17 protein-coding genes are annotated in these 17,068 nt (G+C 31.2%); 5 read left to right on the top strand and 12 right to left on the bottom strand.

Annotated elements, in window-relative coordinates:
- The first annotated feature begins 121 nt into the window (after positions 1–121).
- A complete protein-coding gene (gene tenA, locus L8W68_RS02660) occupies positions 122–787 on the top strand; it encodes a thiaminase II (RefSeq protein ID WP_263674905.1) in 666 nt (221 codons plus the stop codon).
- A 15-nt stretch (positions 788–802) separates the two neighbouring features.
- On the opposite strand, the gene feoB is transcribed toward tenA, so the two are convergent.
- The 7 genes from feoB to L8W68_RS02625 all read right to left on the bottom strand — a co-directional run bounded on the left by feoB (position 803) and on the right by L8W68_RS02625 (position 8,851).
- On the bottom strand, positions 803–2,827 hold the full coding sequence (gene feoB, locus L8W68_RS02655) for a ferrous iron transport protein B (protein ID WP_263674904.1): 2,025 nt from the start codon (positions 2,825–2,827) through the stop codon (positions 803–805).
- Positions 2,827–3,054 carry a FeoA family protein gene (locus tag L8W68_RS02650; protein ID WP_039625344.1) on the bottom strand — a complete coding sequence of 76 codons (228 nt, stop codon included), beginning with the start codon at positions 3,052–3,054 and terminating at the stop codon, positions 2,827–2,829. The genes feoB and L8W68_RS02650 overlap by 1 nt, the downstream gene beginning before the upstream one ends.
- Positions 3,055–3,147: 93 nt before the next feature.
- Positions 3,148–4,488 carry an MmgE/PrpD family protein gene (locus L8W68_RS02645; protein ID WP_263674903.1) on the bottom strand — a complete coding sequence of 447 codons (1,341 nt, stop codon included), beginning with the start codon at positions 4,486–4,488 and terminating at the stop codon, positions 3,148–3,150.
- A 6-nt stretch (positions 4,489–4,494) separates the two neighbouring features.
- Complete coding sequence (purB, locus tag L8W68_RS02640; protein WP_263674902.1) at positions 4,495–5,859, bottom strand: adenylosuccinate lyase; 1,365 nt, start codon at positions 5,857–5,859, stop codon at positions 4,495–4,497.
- 3 nt (positions 5,860–5,862) lie between these two features.
- The gene (gene metC / locus L8W68_RS02635; protein ID WP_263674901.1) at positions 5,863–7,032 is read right to left on the bottom strand and encodes a cystathionine beta-lyase; all 1,170 of its coding nucleotides are present in this window, start codon (positions 7,030–7,032) and stop codon (positions 5,863–5,865) included.
- A gap of 13 nt (positions 7,033–7,045) precedes the next feature.
- Complete coding sequence (dcuC, locus tag L8W68_RS02630) at positions 7,046–8,485, bottom strand: C4-dicarboxylate transporter DcuC (RefSeq protein ID WP_263674900.1); 1,440 nt, start codon at positions 8,483–8,485, stop codon at positions 7,046–7,048.
- Between the two features lie 3 nt (positions 8,486–8,488).
- Positions 8,489–8,851 carry a Rid family detoxifying hydrolase gene (locus L8W68_RS02625; protein WP_012661024.1) on the bottom strand — a complete coding sequence of 121 codons (363 nt, stop codon included), beginning with the start codon at positions 8,849–8,851 and terminating at the stop codon, positions 8,489–8,491.
- Positions 8,852–9,018: 167 nt separating this feature from the next.
- Here L8W68_RS02625 and L8W68_RS02620 point away from each other — a divergent pair, with 167 nt between their 5' ends.
- Complete coding sequence (locus tag L8W68_RS02620; protein ID WP_263674899.1) at positions 9,019–9,693, top strand: transcriptional regulator; 675 nt, start codon at positions 9,019–9,021, stop codon at positions 9,691–9,693.
- A 3-nt stretch (positions 9,694–9,696) separates the two neighbouring features.
- Here the strand turns inward: L8W68_RS02620 and L8W68_RS02615 are convergent, their stop codons facing one another.
- Genes L8W68_RS02615 through L8W68_RS02600 form a run of 4 tightly spaced genes read right to left on the bottom strand, consistent with a single transcriptional unit; the run spans position 9,697 to position 14,453 of the window.
- Positions 9,697–11,028: an anaerobic C4-dicarboxylate transporter family protein gene (locus L8W68_RS02615; RefSeq protein WP_087685135.1), complete on the bottom strand. Its 1,332-nt coding sequence runs from the start codon at positions 11,026–11,028 to the stop codon at positions 9,697–9,699.
- A 20-nt stretch (positions 11,029–11,048) separates the two neighbouring features.
- Positions 11,049–12,446 carry an argininosuccinate lyase gene (gene argH / locus L8W68_RS02610; protein ID WP_263674898.1) on the bottom strand — a complete coding sequence of 466 codons (1,398 nt, stop codon included), beginning with the start codon at positions 12,444–12,446 and terminating at the stop codon, positions 11,049–11,051.
- A gap of 60 nt (positions 12,447–12,506) precedes the next feature.
- Positions 12,507–12,977: an ankyrin repeat domain-containing protein gene (locus L8W68_RS02605; RefSeq protein ID WP_263674897.1), complete on the bottom strand. Its 471-nt coding sequence runs from the start codon at positions 12,975–12,977 to the stop codon at positions 12,507–12,509.
- 51 nt (positions 12,978–13,028) lie between these two features.
- On the bottom strand, positions 13,029–14,453 hold the full coding sequence (locus L8W68_RS02600; protein WP_263674896.1) for a catalase: 1,425 nt from the start codon (positions 14,451–14,453) through the stop codon (positions 13,029–13,031).
- A gap of 244 nt (positions 14,454–14,697) precedes the next feature.
- On the opposite strand from L8W68_RS02600, the gene L8W68_RS02595 reads away from it, so the two are divergent.
- The 3 genes from L8W68_RS02595 to acpS all read left to right on the top strand — a co-directional run bounded on the left by L8W68_RS02595 (position 14,698) and on the right by acpS (position 16,302).
- Positions 14,698–15,336 carry a transcriptional regulator gene (locus tag L8W68_RS02595; RefSeq protein ID WP_263674895.1) on the top strand — a complete coding sequence of 213 codons (639 nt, stop codon included), beginning with the start codon at positions 14,698–14,700 and terminating at the stop codon, positions 15,334–15,336.
- A 64-nt stretch (positions 15,337–15,400) separates the two neighbouring features.
- The gene (gene fliL, locus L8W68_RS02590) at positions 15,401–15,946 is read left to right on the top strand and encodes a flagellar basal body-associated protein FliL (protein ID WP_412175552.1); all 546 of its coding nucleotides are present in this window, start codon (positions 15,401–15,403) and stop codon (positions 15,944–15,946) included.
- Entirely contained in the window at positions 15,946–16,302 is a 357-nt protein-coding gene (gene acpS / locus L8W68_RS02585) for a holo-ACP synthase (protein WP_263674894.1), read from the top strand. The genes fliL and acpS overlap by 1 nt, the downstream gene beginning before the upstream one ends.
- A gap of 8 nt (positions 16,303–16,310) precedes the next feature.
- Here acpS and fabG read toward each other — a convergent pair whose 3' ends face one another.
- Positions 16,311–17,054: a 3-oxoacyl-ACP reductase FabG gene (fabG, locus tag L8W68_RS02580; protein ID WP_263674893.1), complete on the bottom strand. Its 744-nt coding sequence runs from the start codon at positions 17,052–17,054 to the stop codon at positions 16,311–16,313.
- Between the last annotated feature and the right edge of the window lie 14 nt (positions 17,055–17,068).

The following is a 17,068-nucleotide window of genomic DNA, read 5'->3' as shown; positions in this document are numbered from 1 at the left end:
AAACCACATTTTACAATAAAAAAATAAATTTCTTGTTTAAAAAGTTAAAAATTAAAGATTATTACGAAAAATTTAATTATCTGTGTTTAAATAAAAGCTTAATTTTTAACAAAGGAAATTAATGCTTTTGGATAGACTTATAAAAGAAAATAAAAAAACTTGGGAGCAATACATCCATCACGAATTTGTAAAAAAACTTCAAAATGGCACTTTAGAAAAAGATGTATTTTTGTTTTATCTTAAACAAGATTATATCTTTTTAAATAATTATGCAAAATGTTATGCTTTGCTTGCTTTAAATGCAAATAATGCTAAAGAAATTCAATTTGCTATTAAAAATCAAAACTACACTTTAGAAGGAGAATTAGAACTTCATAGAAGTATTTTAAAGCTAGGTATTGATGTAGAAAAACTAAATTATAAAGATGAAAGTTTAGCTAATATTGCCTATACAAGATACTTACTAAGCGTGGGACAAAATGGAGATTATTTAGATATGCTATGTGCTTTGAGTGCTTGTGCTATAGGCTATGCATATATAGGAGAAGAAATTTATAAAGGACTTAATAAACAAAGCTTAGAAAATCATCCTTACAAAGAGTGGATTTTAACCTATGCGGGTAAAGAATTTCAAGATGAAATCAAAGAATTTAAAGACTTTTTTAATTCTTATGCAAATAGCATTAGTGAAGAAAAATTTAAAAAATTAAACGAAATTTTTTATACTACCATAAGGCTTGAAACAGCCTTTTGGCAACACTCTTTAGAGCAAAAAATGGAAATTTAATCATCATAAAGATGATTAAATTATCAATTTGGCAATATTAATCCCAAAAAAAGCAACCAAATACGCACATAAAGATGTAAATATAAAAAGATACCATGCATACTTTTTATTTCCTGCTTCTTTGGCAAAAACTATAGTTGCTGCAAAACAAGGATTATAAATCATAACAAAAAGTATAAAAGCTACTGCTGTATTAAAAGGGATGTTTTCTTTTATAGCTTCTTGTAAATTTAAACTTGTTTCATCAACTTCATCACCTAAAGAATAAAGCACACCCATAGTAGAAATCATCACTTCTTTAGCAGCTAAACCACTTACCAAAGATACACTAAGTTTCCAATCAAAGCCAAGTGGCGCAAAAATGGGCTCTATTGCTTTACCAAATTGCCCAAGATAACTATTTTCTATCTGAAGCTCTTGAGTTAAAGCATCTTGAGTATTATTTTCTTGTGCAGGAAAATTACTCGCAAACCAAATAAGCAAAGAAGCTATCAAAATAAATGTTCCTGCTTTTTTTAAATACATTTTGGCTTTGTTAAACACCATAAACCATACCAAATTCCAATTTGGCATTCTATATTTTGGCATTTCCATTACAAAGGGTTCATCTTGTCCTCTAAAAGCACTCATTCTTAAAATTTTAGCTGCAATCAAACCCAAAAACGCACCCAAAAGATAAATTCCAAAAAGATAATTTCCCGCTACATCAGCGGAAAAAAACACTCCAACAAAAAGCACATATACAGGAAGTCTTGCACCGCAACTCATAAAATTAATAATAAAAAGAGTTAATAATCTATCTTTTTTATTTTTTAAAGTTCTTGTAGCCATAAATGCAGGTACTGAGCAACCAAAACCCGTGATTAAAGGGATGAAACTTTTACCATGTAAGCCAAATTTGTATAAAATTCCATCTAATAAAAATGCAACCCTAGCCATATATCCAGTTGTTTCAAGTAAGGCTATACCAAAAAATAAAATCATAATATTTGGTAAAAAAGTTATAACCGCACCAACCCCACCTAAAACACCATCAGCTAAGGCTGAAGCGATAAATTCATTGCTAATATTATTTTTTACCATATCACCTAAATTAGCAAAAAACATTTCTATATAATCCATAGGGATTTGACCTAAAGTAAAGGTTAGTTGAAATAAAGCCCACATAAAAAACAAAAATATAGGAATTCCTAAAAATTTATTAATTAAAATAGAATCTATTTCTTTGGTATGATTTTTATACTTAACACCCTTACTTAAAACTTTAGCACATATACCATTTGCAAAAGCAATCAGCTCTTCTTTAAAAATACTTTCCATATCTTTGCTATGATATGCCATATAAATTTTTTCTAAAGCTTCATCAAGTATTTTTCTCAAAGCGTGCGAAATGACTATATTAGCTTCATTTTTAAGTAAAGCAAGTGCTAAATCTTTTGTAGAAAAATCTAAATAAGTAATTTCATTTTGATTTAAAAATTCACTTATTTTTGTAAGTTCTTCTTCTATGATATCACTATAAACACACTCTTTGGCTTCAAATTTAGCTTCATGAGTTGAAATGATTAAATCCAAAAGTGTATTTAGATTTTCTTTGGTTTTAGCGCACACGCCAAGACAAGGTGTATTTAGAAGTTGGGATAAAATTTTAAAATCTATACTAAAACCTTCATTTTTAGCTTCATCTTGCATATTTAAAGCCATAATCATTTTAATTTTAGCTTCTATTAAAGATGCACTCAAAATCAAATTACGCTCCAAATTTGTAGAATCAAGCACATTTACTACAAGATCAAATTTACCCTTTTTTAAAAAATCTTTTGTAATTTTTTCTTCTTCGCTATAACCATCTAATGCATAAGTTCCTGGTAAATCTATAAATTTAAACTCATAATTTTTATAAATTAATCTAGCCTCAGCCTTTTCAACCGTAACACCGCTAAAATTACCAACTTTCATATTAGCTTTACAAAGTGCATTAATTAATAAACTTTTACCAACATTTGGCTGACCTACTAAAGCAACGATGATTTCTTTCATTAAAACTCTTTTGAAATTTGTATTATTTTTGCTTCACTTGAGCGTAAAATCACGCAAGTTGTATCAAGTTCTACCATAATAGTAGAATTTGCAATAGAAGAGCGAATTTTTTTAACTTTTTTGTTTTTTGCAAAACCAAAACTAAAAAGTCTTGCTTGGAGTTGTTTATCTGCTTCAAAGCCTACTATAATAGCTTCTTCATTATCTTTTAATGTATCTAAAGTCATGTTTTTCCTTACAAAAACTAAGATAAAACATTATATAAAAAATTAAATTATTTCTTTTTTAAAATAATAAGCAATCTCAAAAAAATGAGATTGCTAGAAATCAAAATCATTTAGATTTTCTAAATTTTGAAGCTTTTTGACTAATTCCTCAGCCTTTTCTAAAGAAAGTGCTATGCTAGCATTAGAAAGAAATTTATCTTTTAATTCATCAAAACTTAAAGGATTATCAAAATTTCCTTTATTAATCAGTACATCTTTTTTAATTACTCTTCCATCATTTAAAACAGCTTCTAAATGTCCTGGAAAGTATTTAGGGAAACCGCTAGATTTTTTCTTTTCATAGCTAATTTTTTTAGCAAATTCTATTAGTTCAGCTCTATTTAAATTTTCATAAGATTTTAAAGTGATCTTGCCATCAAAAAATGCCAAAGCCATTAAAAAAGGCATGGAAAATTTGGCAGCATAAGCACTTTGTGGAGTGTATTTTGCTTCTATTGGATCACAGATAAATGAAATTGGCACCTCATCTACAAAACAATGCAAACTTTTGATATCTTGTGCTTTTAAGCCATCATTTCTTAAACTCATAGCACAATCAATAAGCCCATGCGCAAAATGACAGCTTGGATAAGGTTTTAACGAAACTTGCATTACTTGCCAAATTTCATTCAAGCCCTTACAAAGTTCATTTTTATCACACTCATCTTCTAAACCAAAAGTTCTAAAGATATTATCCCTTCCTTCAAATATACTCAAAGGGCCACTCATATTAGCTTTTGCGAAATTTGCTACTAAAATTCCATTTTTCAAAGCATTAGCTATGTGTAAAACTTTAGAATTAGAACCATTAGATAAAAACTCATTTACCCCACTTGCAAAACTTCCTGCTAAACCTAGAGCATTGATGATTTGTTCTTTGTTTAAATCAAGTAAAACACAACTTGCAGCTACACTACCAAAAATTCCTGCTATAGCTGTAGTATGAAAGCCGCGTTTATGGAAACTTCCTTTGCTTGCTATACCCACTCTAGCAGCAATTTCCCAACCAACTATAAAAGCTTTTAAAACTTTTTTTCCATTTTTACTTACGCTAAATCCATAAGTTAAACAAAGCGGAGTTAAAATAGCACTAGCGTGCAAAATAGCTTCAGTATGAGTATCATCAAAATCAAGGGCATGCGCTGCAATGGCATTTACCATCGCAGCATAAATTACATCAAGCTTTTTATCTTCACTCCAAATTTTTTCACAAGGATTTACGCTTAAAGCTTCAAAAGCCTTAGTTGCATTTAAAACACAAGCTTCATTTTTAGCAGCTAGGGCTGTTCCTAGTGCATCAAGCATAAGCTCTTTTGCTCTTTGCTTTACTTCACTAGGGATAGCTTCATAGTCTAAATTTACGATAAATTCGGCTAGTTTTTCACTTAAATACATTTTTTCCTACTTTAGAATTGGTGCATTAGCGATTTTTTCTAAGAACTCATCAACTAATTTTGGTGCATAACCTACATAAGTTGTAGCATCCATTAAAACATCAATATCTTTTTCACTTAAAACCTTATTTACACGCTCATCTTCAAGTAAAACTTCTTTGAAAGTTTTATGATTTTCTATGCCTCTCATAGCATTTTCATAAACAATTTCATGTGCATGTTGCTTACCATAATGATCACTCAAAGCAAACATCACGCGTTCTGCCAATACAAAGCCATTAAGCGTATCAAGATTTTTTAACATTTTGTCTTTTTTAACTTCTAAATCATCAAAGACAAATTTCATATTTGCTAATACCACTGAAAGCATTAAAAACGCTTCTGGCAAAAGCTTCCATTCCATTTTCCAAACTTGACCATCTCTTTCATGCTCATGTCTTTCTATATCGCTTAAAATTGCAATATTAGCTCTTAGGGCATTACTTACAGTCACTGCGTTTTCACTTACTGCAGGATTTCTTTTATGAGGCATAGTAGAGCTTCCCACTTGACCTTTTCCAAAAGGCTCAGCAATTTCATCGATTTCATTATGAGCTAAGATTAAAAGCTGATGTGCGATTTTGTTAAAGGTTGCATTGATATTACCTAAAACATAACCAAGCTCAATGAAACGATCTCTTGCTGGTTGCCATGAGATATCAGGAACTTCTAAACCTAAGCTTTCTAAAGTAAGTTTTTCTACTTCATTAGCCTTGTCACTTAAGCTTGCTTTAGTTCCCACTGCACCTACGATTAATCCTACATATAATCTTTTTTCAAGTTCAATAATTCTTTCATAGTGGCGATTAAGCTCACTAAGCCAAATTGCAACTTTGTGTCCAAAAGTTATAGGTAAAGCTTGTAAAGCTAAGGTTCTTCCCATCATCGCAGTATTTTTATGCTCTTTTGCGATTTTTGCTAAATTTTTAGCTATATCTTTTAAATCTTGCTTGATTAAAGTCATAGCTTCTTTAAATTGTAAAACTAAGCCTGTGTCAATGATATCTTGCGTTGTTACACCAAAATGTACATATTCACCAAGACCATTTTCACAAGCTTTTTCTAAACCACGCACAGTAGGCACTAAAGGGTGTTTAGTTTTTTTAAACTCAGCAAAAATAAAATCCATATCCATAAATTTATAATGTGCTTTTTTAGCTATTTCTATAGCTGCTTCATTAGGGATAATGCCAAGTTTTGCTTGAGCTTTTGCTAGGGCAGCTTCTACATCAAGCCATTTTTGAATTCTATTTTCTTCACTAAAAATAGCTCTCATTGCAGGGGTGCTCCAAGAATCTTGAAGCAACCTCATATCAAATACACTCACACCCATGTTTTATCCTTTAAAATTTATTTTTTCAAATGCTTGTTTTAAATCAGCAATCAAATCCTTACTATCTTCAAGACCTATATGAAATCTCACAAAAGGTCCTCTAGCACTCCAATCTGTTGCTGTTCTTGGTGGAGTAGTAACAGTAGCTAAACTCTCATATCCACCCCAGCTTGCACCGATTGAAAAATATTCTAAATCATCTACAAACTTAATAGCTTGTTCTTTTGAAATACCATCTGCAAATTCAATCGTTACCATACCATTAGCGCCTTTATGATCGCGCATAAAAACTTCATGGTTTGGATGAGTTTTTAATTTTGGATAAAAAATTGTTTTAACTTCTTTTCTACTTTGTAAAAACTCTACTACTTCATCTGCGCTTTTTTCATGAGCTTTCATTCTTACATCTAAAGTTCTCATACCACGAAGCACTAAATAAGCATCATCAGGACTTGTAGTAAATCCTAAAGCTTCTGGTAATTTGTCAAAATTTTTCCATTCTTTTTCATTAATCACTACTATACCCATGGTTACATCTGAATGCCCACTTAAGTACTTAGTCGCTGCAATAACTGAAATATCCACTCCAAGCTCAAGCGGATTTAAAAAATACCCACTTGAATAAGTATTATCAATCGCTACTGGTATGTTATGTTTATGCGCAATTTCACAAAGTTTTGGCAAATCTATGATTTCATAAAGTATAGAACCTGGGCTTTCACAAAGGATTAATTTTGTGTTTGGTTTGATTTTTTCTTCTACATCAGAAGCATCAGCTTTTAAAAAGTCAATTTCTACACCCATTTTAGTTAAAAATAAATCACAAATTGTTCTAACAGGTCCATAAATAGCATCAGTGATTAAAAAATGAGCATCTTTGCTAGCATAATTTAAAAGCACCATAGCTAATGCTGCAAGTCCTGTTGGGAAAAGTTGTGCTCTATGGCCTCCTTCAAGCTCACAAATTAGTTTTTCAAGTTCAAAATTTGTTGCTGTTCCTCTAGCACCATAACTTAAAACACGATCTGTTTTTCTTAACTCACGGTATTTTTGCCAAGTTGCGTGATCTTTAAAAAGTATAGTTGATGCACGCATTAGGGTTGGATTAACTGATCTTACTTCAGCGTTTTGATCGCCTCTTCCTAGGTGGATTAATTTAGTTTTGTTATTCATTTTAAGTCCTTTTTTACAAATAAACATAAGTCATAATCACATTAACAATAGCAGCTACAAGCATAGGAATAGCTGTTCTTTTTACAACTTGTAATGGATTTACTTTAGCCATAGCTGAAATCGCCAAAATAGCAGGTGCAATAGGCGAAACACATCTGCCAAAACCTGTCATGATTTGAATAGGTGCTATCATAGCTATGGTTTCAACGCCAAAAGATTTTGCTATATTTGGAATAAGTGGTGCAAAAGAGAAAAATGCTGCATTTCCTGAGCCCATTAAAAATGCACACACAGCAAGTAAAATAGAAACTGCTATAATAATAGCAAGCACTCCAAAACCTGCATCTTTTGCAAAACCTATTAAAGTATCCACAAAGCCAACTGATAAAAGTCCGCTTGCAAAAACTTGACCACAAACGATCAAAGAAACTGTGATTACAAACAAATGCCCCATACCTTTGAAAAATACCATGATAGAATTTAAAGTATCAATCAAACTTCTATAACGAATGATTTCAAAAATAATTGCTATAAAGGTTGAAATCATCATAGCAACCGGCACATTCATTTTAATAGCAGTAGATGAAGCTGCTTTAACTTCTTCCATAGTAGTAAGCCCCATTAACACCATAATGCTATCTAAAACACTACTAAAGCCCAAAATTAACACTAAAGGTATAATAGGTAAAATCGCATAAATTCTAGGTGGCTTTTTAAGCTCTTCACTTTTGCCATCATGTTCTGCTAATTCTTTTTCAACATCATCACGGTTAAATGTGAAATTTTCTTTTTTATCAAAATATTTTGAGCAAAAATAAATCGCAATACCTACTGCTATGATAATAGGCACAGTTGTAGGAAGCTGATAATGCACAAAATACACCGCAGGATCAATTTCAGCTGTTTTTGCGGCTAAAATTACATTGCCACTGCCTGGACCATGGTCAATGTATTGACAAATAGCGATAATTGAAAGTGCAGAAAGTTTAGAAACACCTGAGCGCACTAAAATAGGATACATTGTAACCATAAGCAAAAGCGCTAAACCTGCATGTGAAGGTATAAAAAGCACTAAAAACTGGATTACAAAATATGAAACTAGCAATAAAATATAAGGCGATTTTACTGCCTTTAAAGGTCTTTCAAATACTTTAAATAAAGCATAGCTTGCACCCACATGATCCATATAAGCAGAAAATCCTGCTATACACATTAAAGTAAGTCCAAGACCTGCTAGAGTACTTGACATTTTAGTATTTACTACTTGGAAAATATCAAAAAGACCTAAATGTAAAGATTGCTTTTCACTAATAATAGGAGAAAGTCCAAAAATTCCTGCTAAAGCTAGCAAGAATAAACCACTTAAAAGCAACGCCATATGGGCGTTGATTTTTTTATAGAGCATGAATACAAGTAAAAATACAGAACATCCTGCAAAAAATAAACCCAACATGCTCTATCCTTTATGAGCAATAACCTCTATCTCCACTTTTGCTCCCTTAGGAAGATCTTTTACCGCAAAAGCACTTCTTGCAGGATATGGAGCTGCGAAAAATTCAGAATAAACCTCATTGAAAGCCACAAAATCATCAATATTTGCTAAAAAGCAAGTCGTTTTAACTACATTGTTAAAATAAAGATTATTTTCTTCCAATATAGCCTTAATATTTAATAATGATTGTCTTGTTTGTTCTTTCACATCTTCACTTTCTATATTTCCACTTTCTGGATTAATAGGAAGTTGTCCTGAAATAAACAACAAACCATTAGCTTCTCTATAAGCTGAATATGGTCCTATAGCCTTTGGATAATTTGCCATGTATACTCCTTATGTTTAAATGAAATCATAATATAATATTATCATCATAATAATAAATTGTCAATATTTTTTTATCATAATAATAATTTTTTTTATTGTTGTAAATATTAACAACTTTGATGAAAATATTTTGTAAAATAACAAAAAACAACAAAAAGGTCTAGATCATGGATGAGCAACAAAAAGAATTATTTATCAAACTTACTCAGTTTTTAGGACAGGTGCTTGGAGATCAATACGAAATCGTTTTTCATGTGATTTCACCTGAGGGTTCATATATAGCAGCCATTGCAAATAACCACATTAGCGGAAGAACCATTAATTCTCCACTAACTTCTTTTGCAAGTGAGCTTGTACAAGAAAAAGAGTATTTAAATAAAGACTTTTTATGTGATTATAAGGCAAAGGTTGGAAAGTCTAAGATTGTTACTGGATCAACTTTTTTTATAAAAAATCAAAATAAAATTGTGGGAATTTTATGTATAAATCACGATACCACAGAGCTTAGAAATGCTATTAGTAAAATCATAGAACTTGAAAAAATCAATGATTTTAGTGATTTATTAGATATTCACAATCAAAACAATGTAAATTTACACAATGTGAGTAATATAGAAACACTTAGTCATTCTATAGAAGATATTTTAGCCGAAAACATAGACTTAAAATATTTAAATTCAGGATACAGCTTAAGCACTGAGCAAAAAGATGAAATTATCAAAAAGCTTCACTCAAAAGGAATTTTTAACATTAAAGGAAGCATACCTATAGTTGCTAAGTCGCTTAATATATCAGAACCTAGCGTCTATAGGTATTTACAAAAACTTAAAAATAGCCTTTAATAACTAAAAAACTATTTGTGATATAAAATAAGCACTTACAACAGCGCCGATAATTAGAGCAAAACCTGGTCTTAAGTAAGAGTGATTGATCACAAATTTACCTATTTTTGTTGTGCCTGTTCTATCAAAAGCCACACATGCTATTTGATTAGCACCTGGGACTATAAAATCTCCACTCACACAAGGATAAAGCACAATAAGAATTTGAGGAGGAATTCCCAAACTCACGCCCAAAGGCATCAAAGCTGCTACTGTTGCAGCTGGAGAAAAAATCACCATAGAAAAGGCAAATAAAGCCACACCAAATAAATACGGATAATCCTCTACAATATGCGATAAAGAATCGCTAAATAAAGGCTTATAAGCTTCAAAAAATGTTCCTGTCATCCAAGCTATACCAAAAACCCCTACAACGCCTATAAGTCCTGATTTAAATACAGAAGCTTCACCAAGTTTATTAGCAGGAACTTTAGCAAAAAGCATAATCAAACAAGCTGTTGCAAGCATAATCATTTGGATTAAATTTGGAGTAGAAAGTCTTTCTATTTTACCATTTGCAAGCTCATAATGAGGCAATAAATTTGTAAAAGTCCCAAAGAAAATAATGGTTAAAATCCCCAAAGCAAATATCAATAAAGCTCTTTTAACTTTAGGATCTGCTTCTTGTTTATCTTCTTGTTTATCTTGAGTTAAAAACTGATATTCCCCTGCTCTTACTCTTCTTTGAAATTCCTCATCTTGCTCAAGCTCTTTTCCTCTTTTAAAAACACTCAAACAAGCACATATAACACCAATTAAAAATGCTGGCATTACCACGGCTAATATTTGAACAAGCCCTACACCACTAACAGCTAAAATAGCCACCATACCTGCAGTGGCTGCACTCATAGGAGAAGCCACCACTGCAATACCTGCTGCTATAACTGAAACCGAAAGTGGTCTTTCAGGGCGAATTTTAGCTTGAGCAGCTACTTCAGCAATCACTGGATAAACAGAAAAAGCTACATAAGTAGTACCACAAAATATTGTAAATGTGGATGTGATTAATGGACCCATAAAAACAATAGCTTGAGGTTTTTTCTTTAATGCTTTTTCAGCTATTTTTACTAGTAAATCAAGCCCACCTGCACTTTGTAAAACACTCACACAAGTAATCACAGCAAGTATAATAAACACTACACTCACAGGAAGTGAAGCTGGTTGCATACCAAAGACCAAAACCAAAATACACATACCAAGTCCACCTGCGACCCCAAGTCCTATACCACCATATCTACCACCTATGGCTATCATAGAAAAAATAATAAAAAGTTGAAGTATAAAAATAATATCCATCTAATCTTCGCCCTTATTGTTTATTTTTTACATTTATCTAACAATTCTTTTGCATGTTCAATTTGCTCTAATACTACTTTTGTTCCTGTACCACCATAAGATACTCTTGCGTCTATACAAGTTTCTAAAGCAATTGCTTTATAAATATCTTCTTGGATATTTTCATTAAATTGATGGAATTCTTCCATACTAAGCTCTTCAAGCATTTTTCCATGTTTAATACAATAGTTCACAGCCCCACCAACTATACTATGAGCTTCTCTAAATGGTATATTTTTTCTTACTAAATAATCAGCCATATCCGTAGCATTTGAAAAACCTTTTGCAGCAGCTGCTCTTGTATTATTAGCATTTACTTGCATTTTTTCTATCATAGGAGTTATGATTTTTAAACTTGCCATTAAAGTATCCATAGAATCATAAACTTGAGCCTTATCTTCACTCATGTCAGTATTATAAGCTAGTGGAATACCTTTCATAATAGTTAGCATTGCCATAACATTGCCATACATTCTGCCTGTCTTACCACGCATTTTTTCAGCCACATCAGGATTTTTCTTTTGAGGCATTATGCTTGAGCCTGTGCAAAAATCATCACTTAATTCTATAAATTTAAAATCTTGACTTGAAAAAAGTATAAGCTCTTCACAAAAACGACTAAGGTGCATAAAGCACATTGCAGCCACAGAAGTAAATTCAACCATATGATCTCTATCGCTAACGCTATCAATGCTATTTTCTGTTGGTTTTGCAAAACCTAGTTCTTTGGCACAAAAATGTCTGTCTATATTAAATGTGGTTCCACCAAGTGCAGCTGCTCCTAAAGGACACTCATCCATTCTTTTATATAAATCTTCAAAACGAGAATAATCCCTACTTAACATCCAAAAATATGCCATAATCCAATGTGAAAAAAGCACCGGTTGACCAGTTTGTAAATGTGTATAGCCTGGCATAACAGCTTTGATATTTTTTTGAGCTTGATTTATAATTTCTTCTTGCAAAGCAATAATTTGATTTAGAATTTCTTTTATAACTGCTCTCATATGCATTTTTGAATCAAGCGTAGTTTGATCATTTCTACTTCTTGCAGTATGAAGCTTTCCACCTACTGGGCCTACAATTTGTGTCATTCTTTTTTCTACAGCCATATGAATATCCTCATCAGCTATATCAAAAACAAAGGTTCCATTTTGAATTTCTTCTCTAACTTGTTCTAAACCCTTGATGATAGTTTTTGCTTCATCTTCTTTTATAATACCTTGTTTTGCAAGCATAGTACAATGAATTATACTTCCTTGTATATCAAAAGGAGCAAGTCTTGGCTCAACTAATAATGAAGCAGTGTATTCTTCAACTAATTTATTTGTAGGTAAATCAAAACGTCCACCCCATAATTTCTCTGCTTTTTGTGACATATTTATCCTTCTATTTACAAATAAAAGGATAATTTTATAATTTTTATTTTTTCAAAGAGTTTAACTTTTCTTTCTTTTAAAAATTTTCAACACAGCAAAAGCTATTTTTTTAAGAAAACTTTTTTTAGAATGCTTTGCTAAAAACTCTACTATATCTCTATGCCCAAACATTAGTGCAAAAGTAAAAGGTGTCATACCAAGACCGTTGTTTTCATCAATATTTGCTCCATGTTCTACCAAAAGCTTACACATGGGCAAATATCCTTTAAAACACACCCCTGCTAATGGAGTTTGTCCTCTATCATTTTTCTCATCTACCCTAGCATTATTTTCTAGTAAAAACTTAGCGCATTCATAAGCATTATGATAACTTGCAAGCATTAAGAGACTATCACCTTTGTGATTTTTTAAATTCACACTCAAACCTGCTTCTATCATAATCTTTAAATTTTGTAAATCATTTTTTCTTGCGTAATCAAAAGCCATAGTGCAAAGTTCTTGAATTCTTTTTTCTTCTTCATTGCTAAACATATTTTTCCTTTTATAATCTTTAGTTTGCCACTTTAAAGTGGCAAGTAAAAATTACATTTTCAAAGCTTTTTTAACGCCATTTGCATATTCACTTGAAATTTTTTCAAAATGACTTAATACTCTAGCAATAATTTTTTCATCAACTCCACTCATAGAAGCAGCGATATTTTTAAATAATTGCTCTTTTTGATCTTGGTTCATTATATCAAACAAGGCTCTTGGTTGGGTGTAAAAATCATCATCAAGTGGAGCATATCTTTGCGCGCTACCTTCAAGTGCTAAGTCAGGCTCAAGATAGCTTTTATCTTCTTTTGGGCTATCATCATAACTATTTGGCTCATAATAAGCTAGACCATTTTTATAAGTGTCAAAATTCATAGCCCCTGCTACATTATAAGTATTTACTTCACTTTTTGCACGATTAACTGGCAATAAATGATAATTTGTCCCTATGCGATATCTGTGTGCATCAGGATAAGAAAAGATTCTAGCTTGTAGCATTTTATCAGGACTAAAACCAATACCAGGAACGATATTACTTGGGCTAAATGCAGCTTGTTCTACTTCATTAAAGTAATTTTGTACATTTTTATTAAGTACTAATTCACCTACTTCTATTAAAGGCACAATACTATGTGGCCAAACTTTAGTTAAATCAAAAGGATTAAAACCTAATTTTTCTGCTTCATCTTCTTTTAAAACTTGAATTTGGAAAGTCCATTTTGGAAAATCTCCTTTTTCAATAGCTTCATATAAATCTCTTTGATGACTTTCTCTATCATTTGCTATTAAATTTGCCGCTTCCTCATTAGTTAAATTTTTAATACCTTGCTTGGTTTTAAAATGAAATTTCACCCAAAATCTTTCATTTTTATCATTAATTAAACTATAAGTGTGACTTCCAAAACCATGCATATGACGATAACTTGCAGGAATTCCCCTATCGCTCATTAAAATAGTAACTTGGTGTAAGCTTTCAGGACAAAGGCTCCAAAAATCCCATGCAGCATTATTGCTTCTTAGATGAGTTCTTGGATCTCTTTTTTGAGTATGGATAAAATCAGGAAATTTATATGCATCTCTTATAAAAAATGTCGGAGTATTATTACCTACTAAATCCCAATTTCCTTCTTTAGTATAAAATTTAATAGCAAAACCTCTTACATCTCTTTCAGCATCAGCAGCACCTGCTTCACCTGCAACGGTTGAAAATCTTATAAATAAAGGCGTATTTTCTCCAAGCTGTAAAACTTTTGCTTTAGTGTATTGAGAAATATCTTTAGTAATTTTAAGTTCTCCATAAGCACCACTTCCTTTTGCATGTACTGTTCTTTCTGGAATTCTTTCCCTATTTTGATGAGCAAGTTTTTCAAGTAAAATATAATCTTGCATTAAAAGCGGACCTTTAGCACCTGCACTTAGTGAATTTTGATTATCAGCTATGATATTTCCAAAATCATTTGTTAGTTTTTTCATTGTGTCTCCTTTTTAAATAATAATTTTTATTATTTGATAAATTATATCCCTATATTATTAAAATAAAATTAAACGATAAAAATTATCATTATTTAAAAAATGATTATAAAATTCTTATTTTTAAAAAAATAATCTTTTTTTAAGCATAATTATTTTTATTTTGTATTAAAATTGTTAAAAAATAAGAATAAGCATTCTTATTTTAAATATTTTTACTACAAAATTAATAAAAAAAGGAGAGCTTATGGATAAGGAAACAAGAACTTATTATATTAAATTAGTTAAATTTCTTGCAGAAGCCTTGGGTAGAAATTATGAAATAGTCTTGCACGATGTAAGCGAAGATGGAGCTAATATAGCAGAAATAGCTAATAACCATATTAGTAAAAGAACTATAAACTCACCTCTAACTGGTTTTGCTATTGAAATGATTAAAAATAAAATCTATTTAGAGCGTGATTATATAACACATTATAAAACCTCGGCTAAAATCTCACAAGTAATGTCAGGCTCTACTTTTTTTATCAAAAAAGATGAAAAACTTGAGGGTTTGCTTTGCATTAATCATGATACTTCAGCATTTAAAAAAATCTCTGATGAAATTTTAAATCTTGGAAATATTTATGATAATTCTTATGAAAGTCCTGAACAAGAAAATAAAGAATATATAAAACTTGATCTAGAAGAAATCATTGAAGATATTTCAGGTATGGATATAGAAAGTTTTAAAAATAAAAGTTTAAAACCAAAAGAAAAGCAAAAAATGATAGCTAGTTTATATGAAAAAGGCGTATTTAATGTAAAAGGTGTTATTCCTAAGGTTGCTGAGCTTTTGAGTATTTCAGAGCCTAGTGTTTATAGACATTTACAAAAGATTAAATAATCATAATTTAAAAAAATTATAATTTTTGATACAATAACACTTTAAATTTTATAAAAGGAAAAATATGGCTGATGATATAATGGATGAACAAGGCGAATCAAAGAAAAAAGGTGGCAATACTTTAGTAATTATTATCGTTGTATTTTTATTTGTATTTTTACTTGTAATCGTAGGAGCGATTGCTTATTTAATGTTTAGTGGTGGTTCTGAAGAAAATCCTGCTCCGCAAGCTGAAGAAAGCGCACAAGTTGCACAAGCTCCTAAAAAAACAAATGCAGTAGCAGCTAGAGGGAGTGATTATGCAAATATTGGCGTGATGTATCCTTTAGCACCTTTTACACTAAATTTATTAAGCGATGGTGGATCAAGATATGTAAAATGCACCATTCAACTTGAACAAAATGTCGAAACCCTAACCCCTGAACTTGATAAAAAAGTTGCTATTATTAGAGATATTATCATTAGAACTTTAACTTCAAAAACCTTTGAAGAAGTAAGTACCACAAAGGGTAAAGAAAGATTAAAAGATGAATTAACTGGTAAAATCAATGAGGTTTTAACCGATGGTTTTATCAAAAATATTTATTTTACTGACTTTGTAGTATCTTAATGATAGGCTGTGACATAGTCGTATGCTCTCGCATAGAAAAAATTTATGAAAGACACAAAACGCTTTTCTTGGATAAATTTTTATCCAAGCAAGAGCAAAGTTATATAAAAAATACCAACACTCTAGCCGGATTTTGGGCTATTAAAGAAGCTGCTTCCAAGGCTTTGGGGGTTGGAATTTCTAAAGAATGTTCTTTTTTTGACATCATCATCTCTAAAGATAATAAAAATGCTCCACATATTAGTTTTTCTCAAAAAGTCACGCAAGAATTTAAAATCAAGTCAGCAAGTGTAAGCGTAGCACATGATGGGGGTTTTGCTATAGCAGTAGTGGCTATAAAAACTAAGCAAGGTTAAAACCTTGCTTACATATAAAGCCCACCATTGACTTTTAAAATTTCCCCTGTAATATAAGAAGAATGATTGCTTAATAAAAACGCCACAGCTTGAGCTACCTCGCTTGCATCTGCAAAACGTTTCAAAGGGATATTGTTAATATAATTTTGTTTTATTTCATCACTTAAAACTTCAGTCATATCACTTTTTATAAAACCTGGGGTAATGCAGTTATATCTTATATTTCTTGCTGCACCTTCTTTAGCAAAAGATTTTGTTAATGCTATCATACCGCCTTTACTAGCACTATAATTAGTTTGACCTGCATTTCCCATTTCTCCAACTATAGAAGCAATATTTACAACCGCGCCAAAACGCTTTTTACTCATAGTTTTTAACGCCTCTCTACAACCTAAAAAGCTTGAATTTAAATTAGCATTAATCACTGAAGAAAAATCATCCATACTCATTCTAAGCGCTAATTTATCATTAGTAATACCTGCATTATTAACTAAATAACTAAGCTCACCATCACATTCTACTATAGTTGCAATAGCGCTTGTAAATTCTTCTTCAACACTTGCATCAAATTTAATCACAGCTGCAGTGCCACCACTTTTTTCTATCTCTTCTTTTAACGCATCAGCAAGTTCAGGCTTGCTTCTATAATTAATCCAAACTTTTAAACCATAACTTGCTAATTCTTTAGCTATTGCTGCACCTATACCTTTACTTGCACCTGTTATTAAAACATTTTTTCCACTAAATTTCATTGTTCTCCTTTAAA

It is taken from the genome of Campylobacter sp. FU_497, from assembly GCF_025772425.1.
Taxonomy (GTDB): domain Bacteria; phylum Campylobacterota; class Campylobacteria; order Campylobacterales; family Campylobacteraceae; genus Campylobacter_D; species Campylobacter_D lari_C.
The sequence above is the reverse complement of the archived record's forward strand: the minus strand, read 5'-3'. Positions and strand labels throughout refer to the sequence as shown.